The organism is Halobacterium sp. CBA1126 (assembly GCF_009741975.1).
Classification (GTDB): Archaea; Halobacteriota; Halobacteria; order Halobacteriales; family Halobacteriaceae; genus Halobacterium.
Genome location: NZ_WPCF01000060.1, coordinates 1 through 15,423, shown reverse-complemented (window position 1 = coordinate 15,423; position 15,423 = coordinate 1). Strand labels below are relative to the sequence as shown.

Below are 15,423 nucleotides of genomic sequence, written 5' to 3'. Positions count from 1 at the left end.
TTCTCGTCGATGGCGCACCCACACTGAAAGACGCCTGTCAGCGACACGGGCTCCGATTCCGATATGAAAAAAACAATGGGAATCGGAATAGCGTAGAACGTGTCTTTCGAGAGATAAAAACGACGAACCTCCTCGTTCTCAAAAACTGTTTCAAGCAAACGCCAAAAAGCAGATACCGCCGACGATTGGCTCAGATCGTTCAGCTTCGCATGGAATCAGCTAATCTGAACACTACCGACGGACGGATGCCAACCCTTAACCGTCTACCGGGCCTTCGTTTGGTCGTAATGGCAGAAGGTACGGTTGACTTCTTCAAACGACACGGGCGGCTACGGTTTCATCGAGACTGAGGACGCGGACGAGGACGTTTTCTTCCACATGGAGGACGTCGGCGGCGAGGACCTCACCGAGGGCACCGAGATCGAGTTCGACATCGAAGAGGCCGAGAAGGGTCCGCGCGCGACGAACGTCGTCCGACTCTAATTCGGTTTTCCCGTCGCCACACGGCGACACAGACACCACGTTTCTTTCGGCGCCACGCCCCACAGCGGCGGCGCGGCCGGCCCCGGAGCGGCCGACCGAAATCCCGCCGCCTATTACGGCGTCGGTGCTACCGGCGACCATGTACGACCGGATTCTGGTGCCGACCGACGGCGGCGACGCCGCCGAGACGGTGTTCGCGCACGCGGCGGACATCGCGGCGCGCCGCGACGCGACCGTCCACGTGCTCTACGTGGTCGACGACCGGGCGTTCCTCACGCTCGACGAGGGGATGCAGGACGAGGCCGTCGACCAGCTCCGCGCGGAGGGCCGCCGCGCGCTCAGCGAGGCCAAACAGGCCTTCGAGAGCGAGGGCGTCGTCGCGGAGACGGAGCTCCGGCGCGGCGACCCCGGCGACGAGATTCTGGACTACGCCGAGGAGTCCGACGCCGACCTCGTGGTGATGGGGACGCGGCGCGGCGAGTTCGAGAACTCGATGCTCGGTAGCGTCTCCCGGGAGGTCGTGACGGCCGCGGACGTGCCCGTGCTCACGGTGTCGCTGACCGGCGAGGAGTGACGGCGCGGCCGCTACGACGGTGAAATACGAGAGAACCGCAGAACTACTCCGCCGCGCGGCTCAGTTGATGTGGCCTTCTTCGCGGAGCTGGTCGGCGTCCTGCTCGTCGTAGCGCCACTCGATGTTGGCCTTCTCGTCCTGCCAGTCCCACGGTTCGACGAGGACGACGTCGCCCTCGTTGATCCAGGTCCGGTACTTCATGCGGCCGGGGATGCGTCCCATCCGGTTCTCGCCGTCTTCGCACCGCACTCGCACGTGATTCCCGCCGTTGTGCTCCGTCACCACGGCGAAAAGCTCGTCTTCGTCGGGCATCCGCAGGTTGCGGCGCCCAGATTCTTCGCTCACACCGAAGATAGCCGTCCGAGACGTTTAAATCAACGGGAAGCAGTGGTACCACACCGCACGACCCCGCGGGGACGCTCCGAAATACAGAAACGTCCGAGCGGTGACCGTTCGGACGAACCCGTGCTCCCGGACTCGCGTCTCGTCCCGCCCGACGACCGCCCGCGTCCCCCGACGGGGGCCCGCTGATGGTCGACTTCGCCGGCATCTTCCTCGGCGCCGTCGGTCCCATCGTCGCCATCGCGGCCGTCGGCTACGTGCTCGCGACGCTGAAGGACGTCGACCCGCAGCCGCTGAACACGTCCGTCGTCTACGTGCTCGCGCCCGCGCTCGTCTTCCACAGCCTCGCGGTCACGGAGCTGGCGGCGTCGACGCTCCAGTGGCTCACCGTCGGCATCGTCGCGTTCACCGTCGCGATGTGGGGCGTCGCGGAGGCGACCGGTCGCCTGCTCGGCGAGCGCGAACCGATTCTGAGCGCGCTCGTGCTCGTCGCCATGTTCTCGAACGCCGGGAACCTCGGCGTCCCGGTCTCGGACTTCGCGTTCGGCGACGTCGGCCGCCAGACCGCGGTCGTGTTCCTCTCCGTGCAGTCCGTGCTGATGTACACGCTCGGCGTCTACGCCGCGTCCCGGAGCGGCGGCTCCGCGGGGCTGGTCGGCCTCCGTCGCGTGTTCCGGCTGCCGCTCGTGTACGCCGTCCTCGCCGCTCTCGCCGCCCGCGCGCTCGGCGTCGTCCCGCCCGCCGGCAGCGCGGGCATGGAGTCCCTCAAGCTGGTGGGCGACGCTTCGATTCCCGTGATGTTGCTCGTCCTCGGCATCCAGCTCGCGCGCACCGACACGGGCGCGGCGGTCTCCCGGACGGCGCCCGCCACGGCGCTCAAACTCGGGGTCGCGCCGCTGGTCGCGCTCGCCGTCGCGCTCGTCATACCGTTCGGGGACGCGACGGTCGCGCGCGTGTTCGTTCTCGAAGCCGCGATGCCCGCGGCGGTCACGCCGGTCATCCTCGTCGGCGAGTTCGCCGCCGGCGCGCGCTCGGAGGGCGTCTCTGTCCCCGAGTACGTCTCGACGTGCGTGCTCGTCACGACGCTGCTCGGCGTGCCCGTGCTGACTGGGCTCATCGCGTTCCTGCGCTCGGGCGTCGTGCTCTAGGCGTGGCCGCTGCTCGTCACCTGGAGGCCGGCGATGCCGACGACGATGATGGCGATACACGCCACGCGCAGCGCCGACACCGGCTCGTCGAAGAGGTAGACGCCGAGAATCGCGGTCGAGACCGCGCCGATGCCCGTCCAGACCGCGTACGCCGTCCCGACCGGAATCTGCTGGACGGCCCGGGAGAGCAAGTAGACGGAGACGCCCATCGCCGCCAGCGTCGCGGTCGACGGCAGCGGGTCGGTGAACCCGTCGGTGTACACGAGTCCGATTGCCCAGATGGTCTCGAACAGCCCGGCGACGAGCAACACCAGCCACGGGGACATGGACGGAGCGAGGGCGGTCGCCGCCCTCAACGTGTCGGTCCGCGGCTCAGTTCGTGGTGACGATCTCGACGACGTCCCGCGGGTCGAGCTCGTGGTCGGCGGCGATCTGGCGGTTCGCGCGGCAGTCCTTCGCGTGGAGGAAGCCGTCGCCGACGTCGCTGTGGACGTGGTACGCGAACTGCTCGGCGGTCGCGCCCTCCGGCAGCAGGAAGACGTCCGGGAGCACGCGGCCGTCGGTCGTCCCGAGGCCGTTCGCCGAGCCCGGGAAGACCGGGACGACGCCGAGTTCGTCGAACAGCGCCGCCTCGAGGGCCTGCTGGACGCCCGTCCCGCCGAACTCCCCGAGGAACTCCCGGATGGACTCGAGGCCGGCGGCCTGCTCGTCGCCGACCTCGCCCGTGATGTCGAAGTCGTCGCTGCCCGGCACGTAGTCGACGACGCCGCCATCGCTGGCCTGCTTGAGCGCCTTCTCGGCGTGCGCGCTCGTCGGCACGAACGTCAGGTGGTCGTAGTCGGGGTCGTCGGTGATCTCCGCCCAGTTCTCCTGTGCTGCGGGCGTGTCCATCTTGTTCGCGGCGACGACCATCGGCTTCGTGCGCTGGCGAATCTCGCGGGCGAGTTCCATCCGGTCGCCGTCGTCCCACGTCGCGGGGTCGAGCTCGAGGCCCAGCGAGAGGATGACCTGCTTGATATCCTCGTCGCTGGTGCGGAACGCGCTCATCTGCTCGGCGAGCTCGACCTCGAGGGCGGTCTCGTCGGCGTGCTGGCCCTCGAAGCGCTCGATGCCCTTCTCGAGGATGTCCAGGTACCACTGGTCGAGCTCGTCCTCGAGGAAGTCGATGTCCTCCCGTGGGTCGTGGCCCTCGGTGGCCTCGCCCTCCATGTCCGTCGTCCCGGAGAAGTCGACGACGTGGACGAGCACGTCCGCCTCGTTGAGGTCCGTGAGGAACTGGTTCCCGAGGCCGGCGCCCTCGTGGGCGCCCGGGATGAGGCCCGCGACGTCCACGAGCTTCGTCGGCACGAACCGCGTGCCGTCCGCGCAGTAGCCCGTCGAGGGCGTACACGTCTCGCCGAACTCCGGGGCCGCACAGTCCACGCGCACGTAGGCTTCGCCGACCGCCGGGTCGATGGTCGTGAACGGGTACGCGCCCTCCGGCACGTCGTTCATCGTCGCCGCGTTGAAGAACGTGGACTTCCCGACGCTGGGCTTGCCCACGAGCCCGATCCGATAACTCATTATCCGGGGAAGGCGCTCGCGGTACAAACGGGTTGCGTCACCGCTGCGGCGTGTGAGGCGCTCGCACACGGCCGCTGGCGCCGGACGACCTTTCGCCCCGCAGCTCCCACTCCCGCACATGGACGCCCGCTCGCTCGCCGACGCCTTCGACGCCCTCGAGGAGACGTGGGAGCCGCGACTGCTCGCCGAACTGAACGACCAGCACGTGAAGGTCGCGCGGCTGGACGGCGAGTTCGTCTGGCACGCCCACGAGGACGCCGACGAACTGTTCTACGTCGTCGACGGCGACCTCACCGTCGAGTACCGCGAGGACGGCCGCGAGGACGCGGTCCACCTCGGCCCCGGCGACCTGACGGTCGCACCCGCGGGCGTCGAACACCGGCCGGTCGCCCACGAGGAGACGAAGGTGCTGCTGTTCGAGCCGGCGGGCACGACGAACACGGGCGACGCCGAGAACAGCGAGCGGACGGTCGACGACCTCGAACGCGTCTAGATGCCGCCGCGGATGCGCCGCTGGAGCAGCGACCGCGGGCGCCGCGGTCCGTCCCCGTCCTCTCCGTCGCCGCCGACGTCGAAGTCGACGTTCTCGAAGTAGTTCGGCGGCGCGCCCGTGGTCGCGTACTCGTAGAGCGCGACCTTCGCGACGCCGTTCAGCGTGGCCGCGACGACGAACGCGACCACGAACAGCGGGACGCCGACGACCGCGGCCGCGCGGACGCTCCCGGAGACCGCGAAGGCGACGGCCGCGACCAGCAGCGCCGCGAGGAAGAGTGCGGCGTGGACGAACCCGAGGCCGAACTCCGCGCCCAGCGACTCGCCCCACGTGTCGCGGACGACCTCGACGCTCCGGCCGAAGACGCCCCGGATGTCCTCGTCCTCGAAGACGGCGACCGGGACGACGAAGTACGTGACGACTGCCCACGACGTGCTCAACAGCAGGCCCGCGAGGACGCCGGCGATGTTGTCCGAGGACTCGAGCGCGCGCACGAGGAGGCCGACGAGCGTGCTGACGACCGCCCACGCGAACAGCGTGCGCTTGTGTTCCCACGCCGCCCGCAGGCCGGCGCGCACGCTCGGCTCGCGGCCCTCGACGGCGTCCTTCGTCGCGAACATCAACCCCGCGGTGAACAGCACCGTGAGGAACGCCGCGCCGAGGTAGCCGACCGCGAGCCCGACCACGCCGCTCAGCTGGGGCGCGTCCGCGAGCGCGGCCAGCGGGAGCAGTCCGAGCCCGGCGCCGAACGCCAGCGCGAAGAACGCGACGCCGGACGCGCCCGCGAGCAGCGGGAACCACAGCAGGTTCGGGTGGTCGCGGAGGACGGTCACGCTGTCCCGTGCGAGCGTGAAGCCGGTTCGGAGGCGGCGGCGGAGGCCCATGGGCGGCCGTACACTCTCGGTCGGGATGAGTGCTTCCCCGCGCTCGCAGGCGCTGCGAAGGGGCGGCGGGTGCGGACAGCGACAGCCCTTACTTCGCTGGCGCCCACAGTCGGGGTATGAACCGTCGCGCGTTCCTCGCCGCCGGCGCCACCGGCTCGCTGGCCGCCGTCTCGGGCTGTCTCGGGCTGTTCGGCTCCTCGTCGTCGGCGCCCGTGAACCACGTCGCAGCATCGACGCGGAGTTCCACGCGAACACCTCCCTGCCGGCCGACGAGGACCCGGCGGACGGCTACCCGCCCGCGTACGGCGACCCCGACGAGCGCAGCGTCGACCCGTCGTCGTTCCCCACCACCACGGCGAACGGCGAGACCGTCCGGCTCGCGCCCATCGAGGTGGCGCGGTACTGGCACCAGCGCGCCGACGCCCGCTTCGTGGACGCCCGCGGCCTCGAGGCCTACGAGCGCTCGCACATCTACGGCGCGGTGAACAGCCCCGCGCAGCGCGGCTCCTCCGGCGGCGGCATCGGCGAGTGGGGGAAGGACGACCGCATCGTCTGTTACTGCGGCTGTCCCCACCACCTCTCCTCGGTGCGGGCGTCCGCGCTCCAGCAGGCCGGCTTCTCGAACGTCTTCGTCATCGACGAGGGGTTCGGGCCGTGGTACGAGAACGACCTCCCGATGCGCGGCACCGACTTCAGCGCGCCACAGGAGGCGTTCGTCGACGGCGAGGTCGACCCGCAGTACGCCGGCGACTACGCGTGGGCGACCCACGAGCCGTCGGGCCAGCGGGAGGCCGCGCCCATCGGCGCCGACGGCGCGTTCAGCCTCCACCTCAAGTTCTACGACGTCACCGACGAGACGCCGATTCGCGTCCAGACGCCCGCCTTCGATGTCACCGAGCCGCTCGGCGAGCTCACGGACGCGGTGCTGACGGGCTGACCGGCCCCCGCTGTTTTCCCGCTCCGGCGTCTCGCGTCGACCGATGCGTAGTCCCACGGCCGAAGACCGCCGCGTAGCCCGCGCCCGGTAGCGTGTTCGCGTCGCTGCTCACGCTGCTGGTGGGCGTCACGACGCTCGTCTACGGCGGCGACCGGGTCGTCGACGGCGCAAGCGCGCTCGCCCGGCACGCCGGCGTCTCCACGTTCTTCGTCGGCGTCACCGTCGTCGCGGTCGGCAGCTCGGTGCCCGAGATAGCGACGTCGCTGTACGCCGCGGCGTACGGCTCCGGGAATCTCGTCGTCGGCCACGTCGTCGGCTCCGCGACCTCCCAGATCACGCTCGGCGTCGGCGTCGTCTCGCTGGCGGCGCCGCTGTCGGTCGCCCGCCAGAAGACCCGCGTCTACGGCGGCGGGATGCTCGCCGCGATGGCGGTGATGGCGGTCGCGCTCCAGTCCGGCACGGTCACGCGGGCGCAGGGCGCGCTGATGGTGCTGGCGTACCTGGGCTTCCTCGCCGTGCTCGCCGAACACGAGGACTACGCCGAGCACGTCTCCGACTCCGACCTGTCCCTCCGGCGCGCGGCGGGCTACGTCGTGCTCGGCGTCGCGCTGGTGGTCGTCGGCGGCCACCTGCTCGTGACGGGCAGCCAGCGCCTCGCAGTGACTCTCGGCGTGCCGAGCTACCTCGTCGGCCTCGTCACCGGCCTCGGGACGACCGCGCCCGAGATCGCGGTCGCGCTCATCGCGGTGCGCCGGGACCGCACCGGCATCGCCGTCGGAACCCTGCTTGGCTCGAACATCACCGACCCGCTGTTCTCGCTGGGTATCGGCGCGGCGTTCGCAGGCGTCCACGTCACTGGCGTCGACGGCGTGCTCACGTCCGTCGGCTACATGATTCTCGCGAGCGCCGCCGTGCTCGCGGTGCTCTACGCGCGCCGGCCGGTCGGCCGCGCCGGGTCGCTGTCGTGTCTCGTGCTCTACGTCCCCACGTTCTTCCTCGGGTAGCGGCGGGTAGGCTTACGGAGGTGGCGCGGGGACGTTGAGGCATGCGACGAGTCGTCGTCGTGGGCGCGCTCGGCCGCGACTTCCACGACTTCCTGACCGTCTTCCGGGACAGCCGCGACCACCGCGTCGTCGCGTTCACCGCCGCGCCCGGCCAGAACCTCGGGGAGACCGGCGACCAGCACGGCACCTTCCCCGCGGAACTGGCGGGCCCCGACCACCCCGACGGCATCCCCATCGTCCCCGAGTCCGACCTCGAAGCCGTCGTCGAGGAGTACGGCGCCGACGAGGTGGTCTTCTCGTACTCCGACGTCGCACACGAGAAGGTGATGCACGTCGCCTCGCGCGCGCTGGCGGCGGGCGCGGACTTCCGCGTCGTCGGCCCCGACGAGATGCAACTCGAGGCCGACGTGCCCCGTGCTCGCGGTCGACGCCGTGCGCACGGGCTGCGGGAAGAGCCAGGTCTCGCGGGCGTTCGCCGCCGAACTCCAGTCCCGGGGGTACGACGTGGCGGTCGTCCGCGAGCCGATGCCGTACGGCGACCTCGCCGAGCAGCGCGTCCAGCGGTTCGCCGACGAGTCGGACCTCGACGGCCTCACCATCGAGGAACGCGAGGAGTACGAGCAGCACGTCGAGCGCGGCCACGTCGTCTACGCGGGCGTCGACTACGCCGAAATCGTCGAGCGCGCGAGCGCCGAGGCTGACGTCGTCGTGTGGGACGGCGGGAACAACGAACTGCCGTTCGTGCGCCCGGACCTCCACGTCGTGCTCGCGGACCCGCTGCGCGCCGGCGACGAACGCGGCTACCACCCGGGCGAGGCGAACCTCCGGCGCGCGGACGTCGTGGTCGTGAACAAGGAGAACAGCGCCAGCGACGACCAGATCGAGACCGTCGCGGGGAACGTCCGCAACGCGAACCCGGACGCCGAAATCCTGCACGCCGACTCCGTGGTGACCGTCGACGACCCCGAGGCGGTCCGCGGGAAGGACGTCCTCGTCGTCGAGGACGGCCCGTCGGTCACGCACGGCGGCACCGACTACGGCGCGGGCACGGTCGCCGCGGAGCGCTACGGCGCCGCGCGCCTCGACCCCAGCGGGGACGCCGTCGGCTCCATCGCGGACGCGCTCGCCAAGTACGACCACCTCGACCGCGTGCTGCCCGCGATGGGGTACACCGACGAGCAGATAGCGGACCTCGAGGCCACCATCCGGAACGTCGACCCCGAGGTCGTCCTCGCCGGGACGCCGCACACGCTGTCGGCGTACGTCGACGTCGAGGCTCCAATCGTGCAGGTCGACTACCACGTCGAGTTCCACGACACCACGCCCGCAGAGTTCCTCGACGACCGCGCCGCCGACCTCGGCCTGTGAGCACTCCGGGGGCTTTACGCTCGCGGCCGCCGTCCGCTTCGACATGACGACCACGGTAGTGACTGGTGCGACCGGCGGGCTCGGCGAGGCGGTCGCGCGGGCGTTCGCCGCCGACGGCGCGACGGTCGTGCTCGGCGGCCGGGACAGCGAATCGCTCGCCGCGCTCGCCGACGAACTCGGCGGCGAGGCGCTGCGGACGGACGCCCGCGACGAGTACGAGCTCGAACGCCTCATGGAGCAGGCGTCGAAGGCCGGCGACGCCTCCGGTATCGACGTGGTGGTGCCCTGCGCCGCAATCTACCACGGCGAACCGGGCGAGACGCCGCTCCCCGCGGAGTCGTACAGCGCGTTCGACGACACGCTGCGGACGAACGCCCGCGGCGTGTTCGCGGCCGTCCGCGAGGCGCTCCCGCACATGGACGAGACCGGCCGCGTCGTGGTGCCGACCGGGAGCGTCGCCCGCGACGCCGAGCCCGGGTTCGGGGCGTACGGCGTCTCGAAGGCCGCCGTCGAGGGAATCGCGCGCCAGTTCGCCGCGGACTGCGAGCAGGCCGTCGGCTGCGTCGACCCCGGGACCGTGGACACCGGCCTCCACGAGTTCGGCTGCCGCGACCCCGCAGACGTGGCGGGGCTGTTCACGTGGGCGGCTTCTGTGCCTGAGGAGTTGGACGGCGCGGTGCTGGAGCTCGCGGACTGGCGGGGCGACTAGGCGACGCGGACGCGCTCCGCCCGGACGTCGACGCCCGGGCTGTAGAGGAGGTGGGGGACCGACTCGCGCGCCGCGAAGTCGTTCGCCGCGAAGAGGTCGTTCCGGCGGATGGTGGCGTCGGCGTGCGCGACCGCCCACGGCTCGTGGGCGACCTCGCCGCAGAACACGCGCTTCCGCCCCGCGGCGTAGAACCGGTAGCGCTCCATCAGGAACTCCTCGAGGCTGCCCGCCTCGGCTTCCGCGGGCTCGCCGACGGGGCGGTAGGTCGCTTCGAACTCCAGCGGCGGGACGCCGGAGTGCGTGCGCCGGCTCCGGAACGCGATTTCGTCGCCGTCGCGCTCGACGCGCATCGCCGCGCGGTAGTACGGGAGGCGGAACAGCGCTCGCGCGAGCGCGACGCCGAGGCGGTCGTTCGCGTCGAGGTTGAAGAAGTAGACGCCGGGGCCGGCGTTCCCGGTGACGTACGTGCGGAGGTTGAGCTCGCCGAACGTCCGGCCGAGGGACGCGGGGACGCCGAACGGCCGGACGTCTTTCATCACGAACGGGACCGCGGACAGCCACGCGCGGCCGTCGAAGGTGTCCGCGGTGACGCCCGCGGGCAGCCGCGCGTCCACGACCGCGGGGTCGACCGGCCAGCTCGCGACCAACAGGTCCCGCCACTCCATCGAGACGACGTCCATACGCCCTCTGCGTCCCGGAGGGCCTTCGTCGTGCCGGCCAACCGACACAGTATTAACTGTCCGGGAGAGTTTAATAACCGAATGTCAGTCACGCAGTCCGTCGCCGCGGTCCGGGCGCGCACCTCCCGGCTCGGCGTCGTCAGCCTCGTCGCGTTCCTCGCGCTGTCCGCCTACGTCTTCGCCGCGGGCGACGCGCGCAAACTGCTCGGCATCGCGTGGGTCGCGTTCGCCGCGATGGGCGGCGCCGCCGCCCTCGGCGCGCGCGCCGACAACGAACACCCCACCGGCCTCGTCTGGGGGTACGGCCTCGCCAGCGGCGCGATGGTCGCGTCCTCCGCCGCGTTCCTCGTCCCGCAGGCCATCGGCTACGCCCCCAAGCCCGGCGGCTTCGGCATCGCCGCCGGCATCCTCGTCGGCTTCGGCGCCCACACTATCGGCCACCTCGTCACCCACCGCGACCTCCCGCTGGACCGCACCACCGCCGAACTCGCCGCGCACTCGCTGACCGCCGGCTCCATCATCGGCGTCGTCTACACCGCCATGCCCGAACTCGGGCCGCTGCTCGGCCTCGCCATCGTCTCCCACAAGGGCCCCGCTGGCTACGCCGCCGCCCGCCGGCTCACCGCGCAGGGCCGCTCCCCGATGATGCTGCTGCTCCCCGCCGCGGGCGTCGGCATCGCCGCGCTCGCCGTCACCATCCTCTCGTTCCCGACGGGCGCCACCTTCCGCGCCGTCGTCTTCGGGTTCGCCGCCGGCATCTTCCTCCACGTCGCGATGGACTTCCTCCCCGAGTGCGAGACCGGCAGCGAGGTCCACGCCGCCGCCGAACGCGGCGGCCACGACGGCCACGACCACGAAGTCCTCGATCGGCTCCGCCTCCACGCCGTCGCCTCCACCGCGCTCGGCGGGCTCGCGGTCGCCGCCGCGTGGCTGCTGCTCCAGTAGCTACTCGCCTTCGACGCGCGTGGCCTCGTAGGCCTGCCCGCGGGTCTCGAACCGCCGCACGTCCGCGTCGTACCCGAGCGCGGCGTCGACGACGTGGTCGTCGGCGCGCACGACCGCGCGGTCGACGTCCTCCCGCATCGCCGCGAGCGCGTTCCGCAGGCCGCCACCCGCGTCCTGGAACGCGGTCTCTCCCATCACCTGTTCGGGGATGAGGCGCTCGTCGGCGCGTTCTGCACGGGTCAGCGCGAACGACGCGTCCGCGGGCCGTTCGCCGTCGCCGTAGCTGTCCACGGTCACCGTCGCCTCGTCGCCGTCGACGGCGATTTCGGCGTCCTCCATCGGGACGATCTCCACGGGGTCGCCGACCAGCTCCACGAGCGCCGCGCTCTCGTCGGTCGGGTCGCCGTACCCCACGACGACGGCGTACTCGCCGCCGCCGAGGAACCCGCGCGTCAGGCCGCTCCCGCAACTGAAGGTCTCGCAGTCGCAGCCCACCGGCACGCCGTTGAACGCGCGCAGGTCCCACTCCGTGCGGCCGCCGGGGTAGAGCGCGCGACAGTCCGACGTGTGCACGTTCGGCCCGACGTGGAACCACTCCCCGTCAACGAGCTTGTGGAGGTTCCAGTGCCCGCAGCTCGCCGCCTCGCGGCCGTTGTGGACCATCTCGAACGCCACGCGTCCGTCTAACTCCGCGCGCTCCCGTTCCGGCCGGAGGTACGCCGTCGTCGACTCGTCGGCGTCGTGGAACCACTGCACGGTGGTCTCCTCGGAGAGTGCCGGGAGGCTCCGGCCCGCGAACCGCGACTCGCCGTCCGGCCCCGGGCGCTCGGCGTTCCAGACGGTGACGCGGGCGTCCGCGTCGCGTCCGCGGAACTCGTAGGTGCCGGTCGGCCGCCCCGGCAGCCCCGGTTCGCCGACCAGCACGTACTCCAGTTCCACGCGCTCGCCGGGCGCGAGGCGCTTCCGCTCGACCACCCACGGGCCGAGGTCCGCGACGCGCCAGTAGCCCGTGTCGTCCCGCACCACCTCCGGCACCGCCTCGGCGAGGTCGTTGTTCTCGGTGGGCGCGAAGTGCAGGCTCGCCTCGTGGTCGTAGCCGTCCGGCTGGCGGCCGTGCGTCCGCCCAACGACGGGAATCCACTCCACCTCGAAGGTGTTCGCGTACGAGTTCGCGTTCTCCAGAAACCCGCGCAGGCGCGCCGGGTGCTCGGCGGTCGCCGTCCGGTCGAACCACAGCGCCACGTTCGCGCCGTCGTCCGTGTTCAGCCCCGTCGGCGCGAACGAGTACGTCCGCGGGCCCGTCTCCAGTTCGACCACGCTCGCGTACGACGCCGGCCGCTCGTCCTCCCCGGGCGGCTCGCCGGTCGTCGTCGGGTCGCGGGTCGTCGCTCCCTCGCTCGGTTCCGTCGTCGTCGCGTCGTCGCCGGCGGTCGACGCACACCCGGCGAGCGCCGCGGTAGTGGCCGCCAGCGACGACAGGAGGGCTCTCCGTCGCATACCGGTACGTCCGGCGCGCACAGTAAAGCCCTTCTGTGGACTCAGACTGCGACTGAACCGTTCGGGGCGGTCAGGCGTACTCGCGCCAGCGGCTCCCGCACTCCTGACACTTGAAGAACCGCGTCGGCGGCTCGTCGGCGGCGCCGGTCTGCTTGATGGTGTACCACGCCTTGTCGTGGCCGCACTCCGGGCAGGTCTCCTCGGCGGTCGGCTTCCCCTCGAAGTTCGCGTCCTCGCTCGTCTCGATGACGTCGCTGGTGTCCTGTGCGGCGGTCGTGACGAACTCGCCGTCGTCGCCCGCGGGCTCGGTGTGCCCGCAGCCCGAACACACCCGTTCGTCGTCCTGCTTGTGCATCATCGACCCGCACTCGTCGCAGAACTGCATGCGCCGCGTTACTCCTCCTCGCCGGAAAAATCACTCGCCTCGGAGTCCTCGCGGGCCGCCACGACCGGGCAGTCCACGACCCGGAAGTGGTCGGTGTCGACCTCCGCCTCGATGGTCGTCCCGTCGTGGGTGCAGGCGGTCTCCGGCGGGTCCGTGAAGTGCTGGCAGCCCTGACAGAGCCGCTTCTCCACGACGCGGACGTCCCGGTCGAGCTCCTCGCTGTCGACGGACTCGGCGACCCCCGCGGCGTCCGCGACCGACTCGTCGGCCGACGCCGAGAGCTCCTCCCAGACCGCCTCCTCGTCGACGCTGCCGACGTCGACGTCCGTGAACAGCTCGTCGAACTGGTCGTCGTCCGCCTCGCGGCGCTCTTCGACGTCCTCGCGGAGGTCCGCCAGCGGCTCGCGCTCTTCGACGTCCTCGCTGCGGTCCGTCAACGGCTCGCGCTCCTCCTCGCGGTCGTCACTCACCGCGGTCACCCCGCTGGCCGTCGGCCGCTTCGTCGCGCTCGACGCGGTCCGGGTCGACGACCTCCGGGCCGTCGTCCTCGTCGCCGCCCTCCGCCATCGCCTCGAGCGTGTCGCCGTCCGTGCCGAGCCACGACTCGTCGTCGAGGACGCTCTCGTCGCTCGGCAGCGCGGGCGCCGACCCCGTCGCGAGGACGTGCGTGCCGAACCAGCCCGGGTTCGCCTCCACCGCCTCGAAGGTCGCCGCGCAGAACGGACACTCCGGCGCCGTCAACAGCGCCACGGTCACGGACTCGCCGCACTCGCCGCAGTCGGCCTCGCGGACGCCCGCGACGTTCGCCTCCCGCTTCAGGCGCTCGGCGCGCTCCCGGCGCGCCTCCGCGGCCGCCAGCGACGCCACCGAGTCCCGCATCGACACGACCGCGGTCGCCAGCGTCGTCGCCTTCCGGTCGAGGTCCCGGGCCTCGTCGCGGAGGTACGTCAGGACCTCCTCGTAGTTGTCGAAGCCCGCGTCCACGCGCTCGCGCAGCCGCCGCGCCGCCTCCGAGACCTCCGCCACCTCGGCCTGCGCGTCCCGCGCGGCGCTGACCGCCTCCTCGGCCTGCGAGGCGAGGTCGGGGTGGTCGTGGTCCGCGTCCGCCTTCGCGTCGGCGTCCCGCTTCACCTGGATGACGCGCTCGCGGACGTCCTGAATCTTCTCGTCGAACTCGCTGTCGACGGCGTCGATGTCGGAACGGAGCTCCTCTTCGACTGCGCTCAACCGCTGCTCGAGGTCGTCGCTGGTGACGACGTCCGCCTCCTCGTCGGCCTCGCGGTACGCCGCGACGACCCGGTCGAGGAACTCGTCGGTGGTCACGTCGAGGTCGTCCGCGCGCTCCGCCACCCACGACGCGGCGGGGCCGTCGAGCGACGCTTCGACTCCGTCCGACGTGCCGTCGGCCATTCACCCGGTCTTGGCACGCGCCCGTCTTAACCGTTCGGCCCGCTCACCGAATCTTCCGGACGTTCGTGACGTCGAAGCCGGCGTCGTGGATCTCGGTCTCGAACTGCACGATGTCCTCCTCCTCGAGGCGTCCGAGCACGCCGCGGAACTCCCGGACGAACATCGTCCGCACGCGCTCGTTCCCGCCGCTCTCCCAGCGGAACTGCACGGTGCCGTCGACGGACGTCATCAGGCTCCCGAACTCCTCGTCGGTGACCGCGTCCCGCGTCAGGTGCAGCAACAGGAGGCCGTCCCAGCCGCGGGCGGCCTTCCGCAGCCCCTTCAGGGTCATCACGACGTCGCTGAACGCCATGTCCTGCTCGCGCGCGCCGATGAGGTCGGTCAGCGAGTCGACGACCACGAGGCTGCCGCTGGCGTGCTCGTCGAGGTAGTCCGCGAACGCCTCGAGGACGTCCCGGCGCTCGCTGTCGCTCTGCCCGAGGTCGGAGATGGAGCGGTGGGCGCCCGCGTACCACTCCCGGGGGACGGGGCTGAGCTGGAAGTACTCCGGCGAGAAGTCCTCGAAGGTCACCGCGTCGAGGCCCGCCTCGACGATCTCGTCGTCCATCGTGAACGAGATCTCGCGGCGGAGCTCGGTCTCGTCGGCGGTGAACGAGACGTAGTGGATGTCCTCCGGGGGCACCGCCGACCCGTGGAGGTCGCCGTAGTGCAACTCGAACAGCTCCGGATCAGCGCTCTGCAGCCCGTTCAGGACGGCGCTCGTGTAGACGAACTCGCGGGCGCCGGCGCCCGCCTCGCCCGACAGCAACACGACGCTCCCCTCGGGGGCGCCACCCCCGATGCGGCCGTCCAGTCGCGAGATGCCGAACGGAATCGTCGCCATACCGACGCCTCGCGCGGGCGGCGTTTACGCTTTTCCCTGGCCGGGGTCGCCGACCTCCGCGCCCTCGTTACGCGGCGCCACGACGCGAACCTCGCCGTCGACGCCCGCCGCGTCCAGC

At 71.5% G+C, this 15,423-nt stretch carries 19 protein-coding genes and 2 pseudogenes; 10 read left to right on the top strand and 11 right to left on the bottom strand.

The features are described from left to right. From GJ634_RS09590 to GJ634_RS09580, 3 genes and pseudogenes are all read left to right on the top strand, one after another. Nucleotides 1–228: pseudogene (locus tag GJ634_RS09590) on the top strand (IS6 family transposase); the annotation flags it as partial. A gap of 59 nt (nt 229–287) precedes the next feature. Continuing rightward, nucleotides 288–483, top strand: a pseudogene (locus GJ634_RS09585) (cold-shock protein). 139 nt (nt 484–622) lie between these two features. Continuing rightward, nucleotides 623–1,057, top strand: coding sequence for a universal stress protein (locus GJ634_RS09580; RefSeq protein ID WP_157502484.1), 435 nt, complete (start codon nt 623–625; stop codon nt 1,055–1,057). 60 nt (nt 1,058–1,117) lie between these two features. Here the strand turns inward: GJ634_RS09580 and eif1A are convergent, their stop codons facing one another. Beyond that, nucleotides 1,118–1,402, bottom strand: a complete 285-nt coding sequence (gene eif1A / locus GJ634_RS09575; protein ID WP_058983974.1) for a translation initiation factor eIF-1A — start codon at nt 1,400–1,402, stop codon at nt 1,118–1,120. A 185-nt stretch (nt 1,403–1,587) separates the two neighbouring features. Here eif1A and GJ634_RS09570 point away from each other — a divergent pair, with 185 nt between their 5' ends. Next, complete coding sequence (locus tag GJ634_RS09570) at nt 1,588–2,547, top strand: AEC family transporter (RefSeq protein ID WP_157502483.1); 960 nt, start codon at nt 1,588–1,590, stop codon at nt 2,545–2,547. On the opposite strand, the gene GJ634_RS09565 is transcribed toward GJ634_RS09570, so the two are convergent. Both GJ634_RS09565 and GJ634_RS09560 read right to left on the bottom strand, forming a co-directional pair. After that, complete coding sequence (locus GJ634_RS09565) at nt 2,544–2,873, bottom strand: multidrug efflux SMR transporter (protein ID WP_157502482.1); 330 nt, start codon at nt 2,871–2,873, stop codon at nt 2,544–2,546. The genes GJ634_RS09570 and GJ634_RS09565 overlap by 4 nt on opposite strands. A 46-nt stretch (nt 2,874–2,919) precedes the next feature. Next, on the bottom strand, nt 2,920–4,110 hold the full coding sequence (locus tag GJ634_RS09560; RefSeq protein ID WP_157502481.1) for a redox-regulated ATPase YchF: 1,191 nt from the start codon (nt 4,108–4,110) through the stop codon (nt 2,920–2,922). 118 nt (nt 4,111–4,228) lie between these two features. On the opposite strand from GJ634_RS09560, the gene GJ634_RS09555 reads away from it, so the two are divergent. Next, nucleotides 4,229–4,603, top strand: a complete 375-nt coding sequence (locus GJ634_RS09555; RefSeq protein WP_157502480.1) for a cupin domain-containing protein — start codon at nt 4,229–4,231, stop codon at nt 4,601–4,603. Here the strand turns inward: GJ634_RS09555 and GJ634_RS09550 are convergent. Further along, entirely contained in the window at nt 4,600–5,487 is an 888-nt protein-coding gene (locus GJ634_RS09550) for a DUF6159 family protein (RefSeq protein WP_157502479.1), read from the bottom strand. The two genes, GJ634_RS09555 and GJ634_RS09550, sit on opposite strands and share 4 nt — an antisense overlap. On the opposite strand from GJ634_RS09550, the gene GJ634_RS09545 reads away from it, so the two are divergent. Both GJ634_RS09545 and GJ634_RS09540 read left to right on the top strand, forming a co-directional pair. Next, the gene (locus tag GJ634_RS09545; RefSeq protein ID WP_157502478.1) at nt 5,486–6,424 is read left to right on the top strand and encodes a rhodanese-like domain-containing protein; all 939 of its coding nucleotides are present in this window, start codon (nt 5,486–5,488) and stop codon (nt 6,422–6,424) included. The two genes, GJ634_RS09550 and GJ634_RS09545, sit on opposite strands and share 2 nt — an antisense overlap. A gap of 92 nt (nt 6,425–6,516) precedes the next feature. After that, nucleotides 6,517–7,428 carry a sodium:calcium antiporter gene (locus GJ634_RS09540; RefSeq protein ID WP_331714088.1) on the top strand — a complete coding sequence of 304 codons (912 nt, stop codon included), beginning with the start codon at nt 6,517–6,519 and terminating at the stop codon, nt 7,426–7,428. Here GJ634_RS09540 and GJ634_RS15515 read toward each other — a convergent pair. After that, nucleotides 7,401–7,823: a hypothetical protein gene (locus GJ634_RS15515; RefSeq protein WP_197425474.1), complete on the bottom strand. Its 423-nt coding sequence runs from the start codon at nt 7,821–7,823 to the stop codon at nt 7,401–7,403. The two genes, GJ634_RS09540 and GJ634_RS15515, sit on opposite strands and share 28 nt — an antisense overlap. Before the next feature lie 19 nt (nt 7,824–7,842). On the opposite strand from GJ634_RS15515, the gene GJ634_RS09535 reads away from it, so the two are divergent. Both GJ634_RS09535 and GJ634_RS09530 read left to right on the top strand, forming a co-directional pair. Further along, nucleotides 7,843–8,796 (top strand): GTPase, encoded by a 954-nt coding sequence (locus GJ634_RS09535; RefSeq protein ID WP_197425473.1) that lies wholly within the window; start codon nt 7,843–7,845, stop codon nt 8,794–8,796. A 43-nt stretch (nt 8,797–8,839) separates the two neighbouring features. Further along, entirely contained in the window at nt 8,840–9,505 is a 666-nt protein-coding gene (locus GJ634_RS09530) for an SDR family oxidoreductase (RefSeq protein WP_157502477.1), read from the top strand. On the opposite strand, the gene GJ634_RS09525 is transcribed toward GJ634_RS09530, so the two are convergent. Then, nucleotides 9,502–10,185, bottom strand: coding sequence for a YqjF family protein (locus tag GJ634_RS09525; RefSeq protein WP_157502476.1), 684 nt, complete (start codon nt 10,183–10,185; stop codon nt 9,502–9,504). The two genes, GJ634_RS09530 and GJ634_RS09525, sit on opposite strands and share 4 nt — an antisense overlap. A gap of 81 nt (nt 10,186–10,266) precedes the next feature. Between GJ634_RS09525 and GJ634_RS09520 the strand changes: the two genes are divergently transcribed. Beyond that, nucleotides 10,267–11,130 (top strand): ZIP family metal transporter, encoded by an 864-nt coding sequence (locus GJ634_RS09520; protein ID WP_157502475.1) that lies wholly within the window; start codon nt 10,267–10,269, stop codon nt 11,128–11,130. Here GJ634_RS09520 and GJ634_RS09515 read toward each other — a convergent pair whose 3' ends face one another. The 5 genes from GJ634_RS09515 to GJ634_RS09495 form a co-directional block, all read right to left on the bottom strand. Next, entirely contained in the window at nt 11,131–12,627 is a 1,497-nt protein-coding gene (locus tag GJ634_RS09515; RefSeq protein ID WP_157502474.1) for a hypothetical protein, read from the bottom strand. A 70-nt stretch (nt 12,628–12,697) separates the two neighbouring features. Continuing rightward, nucleotides 12,698–13,012 (bottom strand): transcription factor S, encoded by a 315-nt coding sequence (locus GJ634_RS09510; protein ID WP_157502473.1) that lies wholly within the window; start codon nt 13,010–13,012, stop codon nt 12,698–12,700. A gap of 8 nt (nt 13,013–13,020) precedes the next feature. Beyond that, nucleotides 13,021–13,482, bottom strand: coding sequence for a hypothetical protein (locus GJ634_RS09505; protein ID WP_157502472.1), 462 nt, complete (start codon nt 13,480–13,482; stop codon nt 13,021–13,023). Next, on the bottom strand, nt 13,475–14,422 hold the full coding sequence (locus tag GJ634_RS09500; protein WP_157502471.1) for a hypothetical protein: 948 nt from the start codon (nt 14,420–14,422) through the stop codon (nt 13,475–13,477). Before GJ634_RS09500 ends, GJ634_RS09505 begins: the two co-directional genes overlap by 8 nt. A 43-nt stretch (nt 14,423–14,465) precedes the next feature. Further along, nucleotides 14,466–15,305, bottom strand: a complete 840-nt coding sequence (locus GJ634_RS09495) for an HTR-like protein (protein ID WP_157502470.1) — start codon at nt 15,303–15,305, stop codon at nt 14,466–14,468. Nucleotides 15,306–15,423 lie beyond the last annotated feature (118 nt).

Excerpts from the sequence above, each read along its gene's own strand:
- GJ634_RS09580 (WP_157502484.1), top strand. The coding sequence starts at position 623 with ATGTACGACCGGATTCTGGTGCCGACCGACGGCGGCGACGCCGCCGAG.
- GJ634_RS09570 (WP_157502483.1), top strand. The coding sequence starts at position 1,588 with ATGGTCGACTTCGCCGGCATCTTCCTCGGCGCCGTCGGTCCCATCGTC.
- GJ634_RS09565 (WP_157502482.1), bottom strand. The coding sequence starts at position 2,873 with ATGTCCCCGTGGCTGGTGTTGCTCGTCGCCGGGCTGTTCGAGACCATC.
- GJ634_RS09560 (WP_157502481.1), bottom strand. The coding sequence starts at position 4,110 with ATGAGTTATCGGATCGGGCTCGTGGGCAAGCCCAGCGTCGGGAAGTCC.
- GJ634_RS09555 (WP_157502480.1), top strand. The coding sequence starts at position 4,229 with ATGGACGCCCGCTCGCTCGCCGACGCCTTCGACGCCCTCGAGGAGACG.
- GJ634_RS09545 (WP_157502478.1), top strand. The coding sequence starts at position 5,486 with ATGGGCGGCCGTACACTCTCGGTCGGGATGAGTGCTTCCCCGCGCTCG.
- GJ634_RS09550 (WP_157502479.1), bottom strand. The coding sequence starts at position 5,487 with ATGGGCCTCCGCCGCCGCCTCCGAACCGGCTTCACGCTCGCACGGGAC.
- GJ634_RS09530 (WP_157502477.1), top strand. The coding sequence starts at position 8,840 with ATGACGACCACGGTAGTGACTGGTGCGACCGGCGGGCTCGGCGAGGCG.
- GJ634_RS09525 (WP_157502476.1), bottom strand. The coding sequence starts at position 10,185 with ATGGACGTCGTCTCGATGGAGTGGCGGGACCTGTTGGTCGCGAGCTGG.
- GJ634_RS09520 (WP_157502475.1), top strand. The coding sequence starts at position 10,267 with ATGTCAGTCACGCAGTCCGTCGCCGCGGTCCGGGCGCGCACCTCCCGG.
- GJ634_RS09515 (WP_157502474.1), bottom strand. The coding sequence starts at position 12,627 with ATGCGACGGAGAGCCCTCCTGTCGTCGCTGGCGGCCACTACCGCGGCG.
- GJ634_RS09510 (WP_157502473.1), bottom strand. The coding sequence starts at position 13,012 with ATGCAGTTCTGCGACGAGTGCGGGTCGATGATGCACAAGCAGGACGAC.
- GJ634_RS09500 (WP_157502471.1), bottom strand. The coding sequence starts at position 14,422 with ATGGCCGACGGCACGTCGGACGGAGTCGAAGCGTCGCTCGACGGCCCC.
- GJ634_RS09495 (WP_157502470.1), bottom strand. The coding sequence starts at position 15,305 with ATGGCGACGATTCCGTTCGGCATCTCGCGACTGGACGGCCGCATCGGG.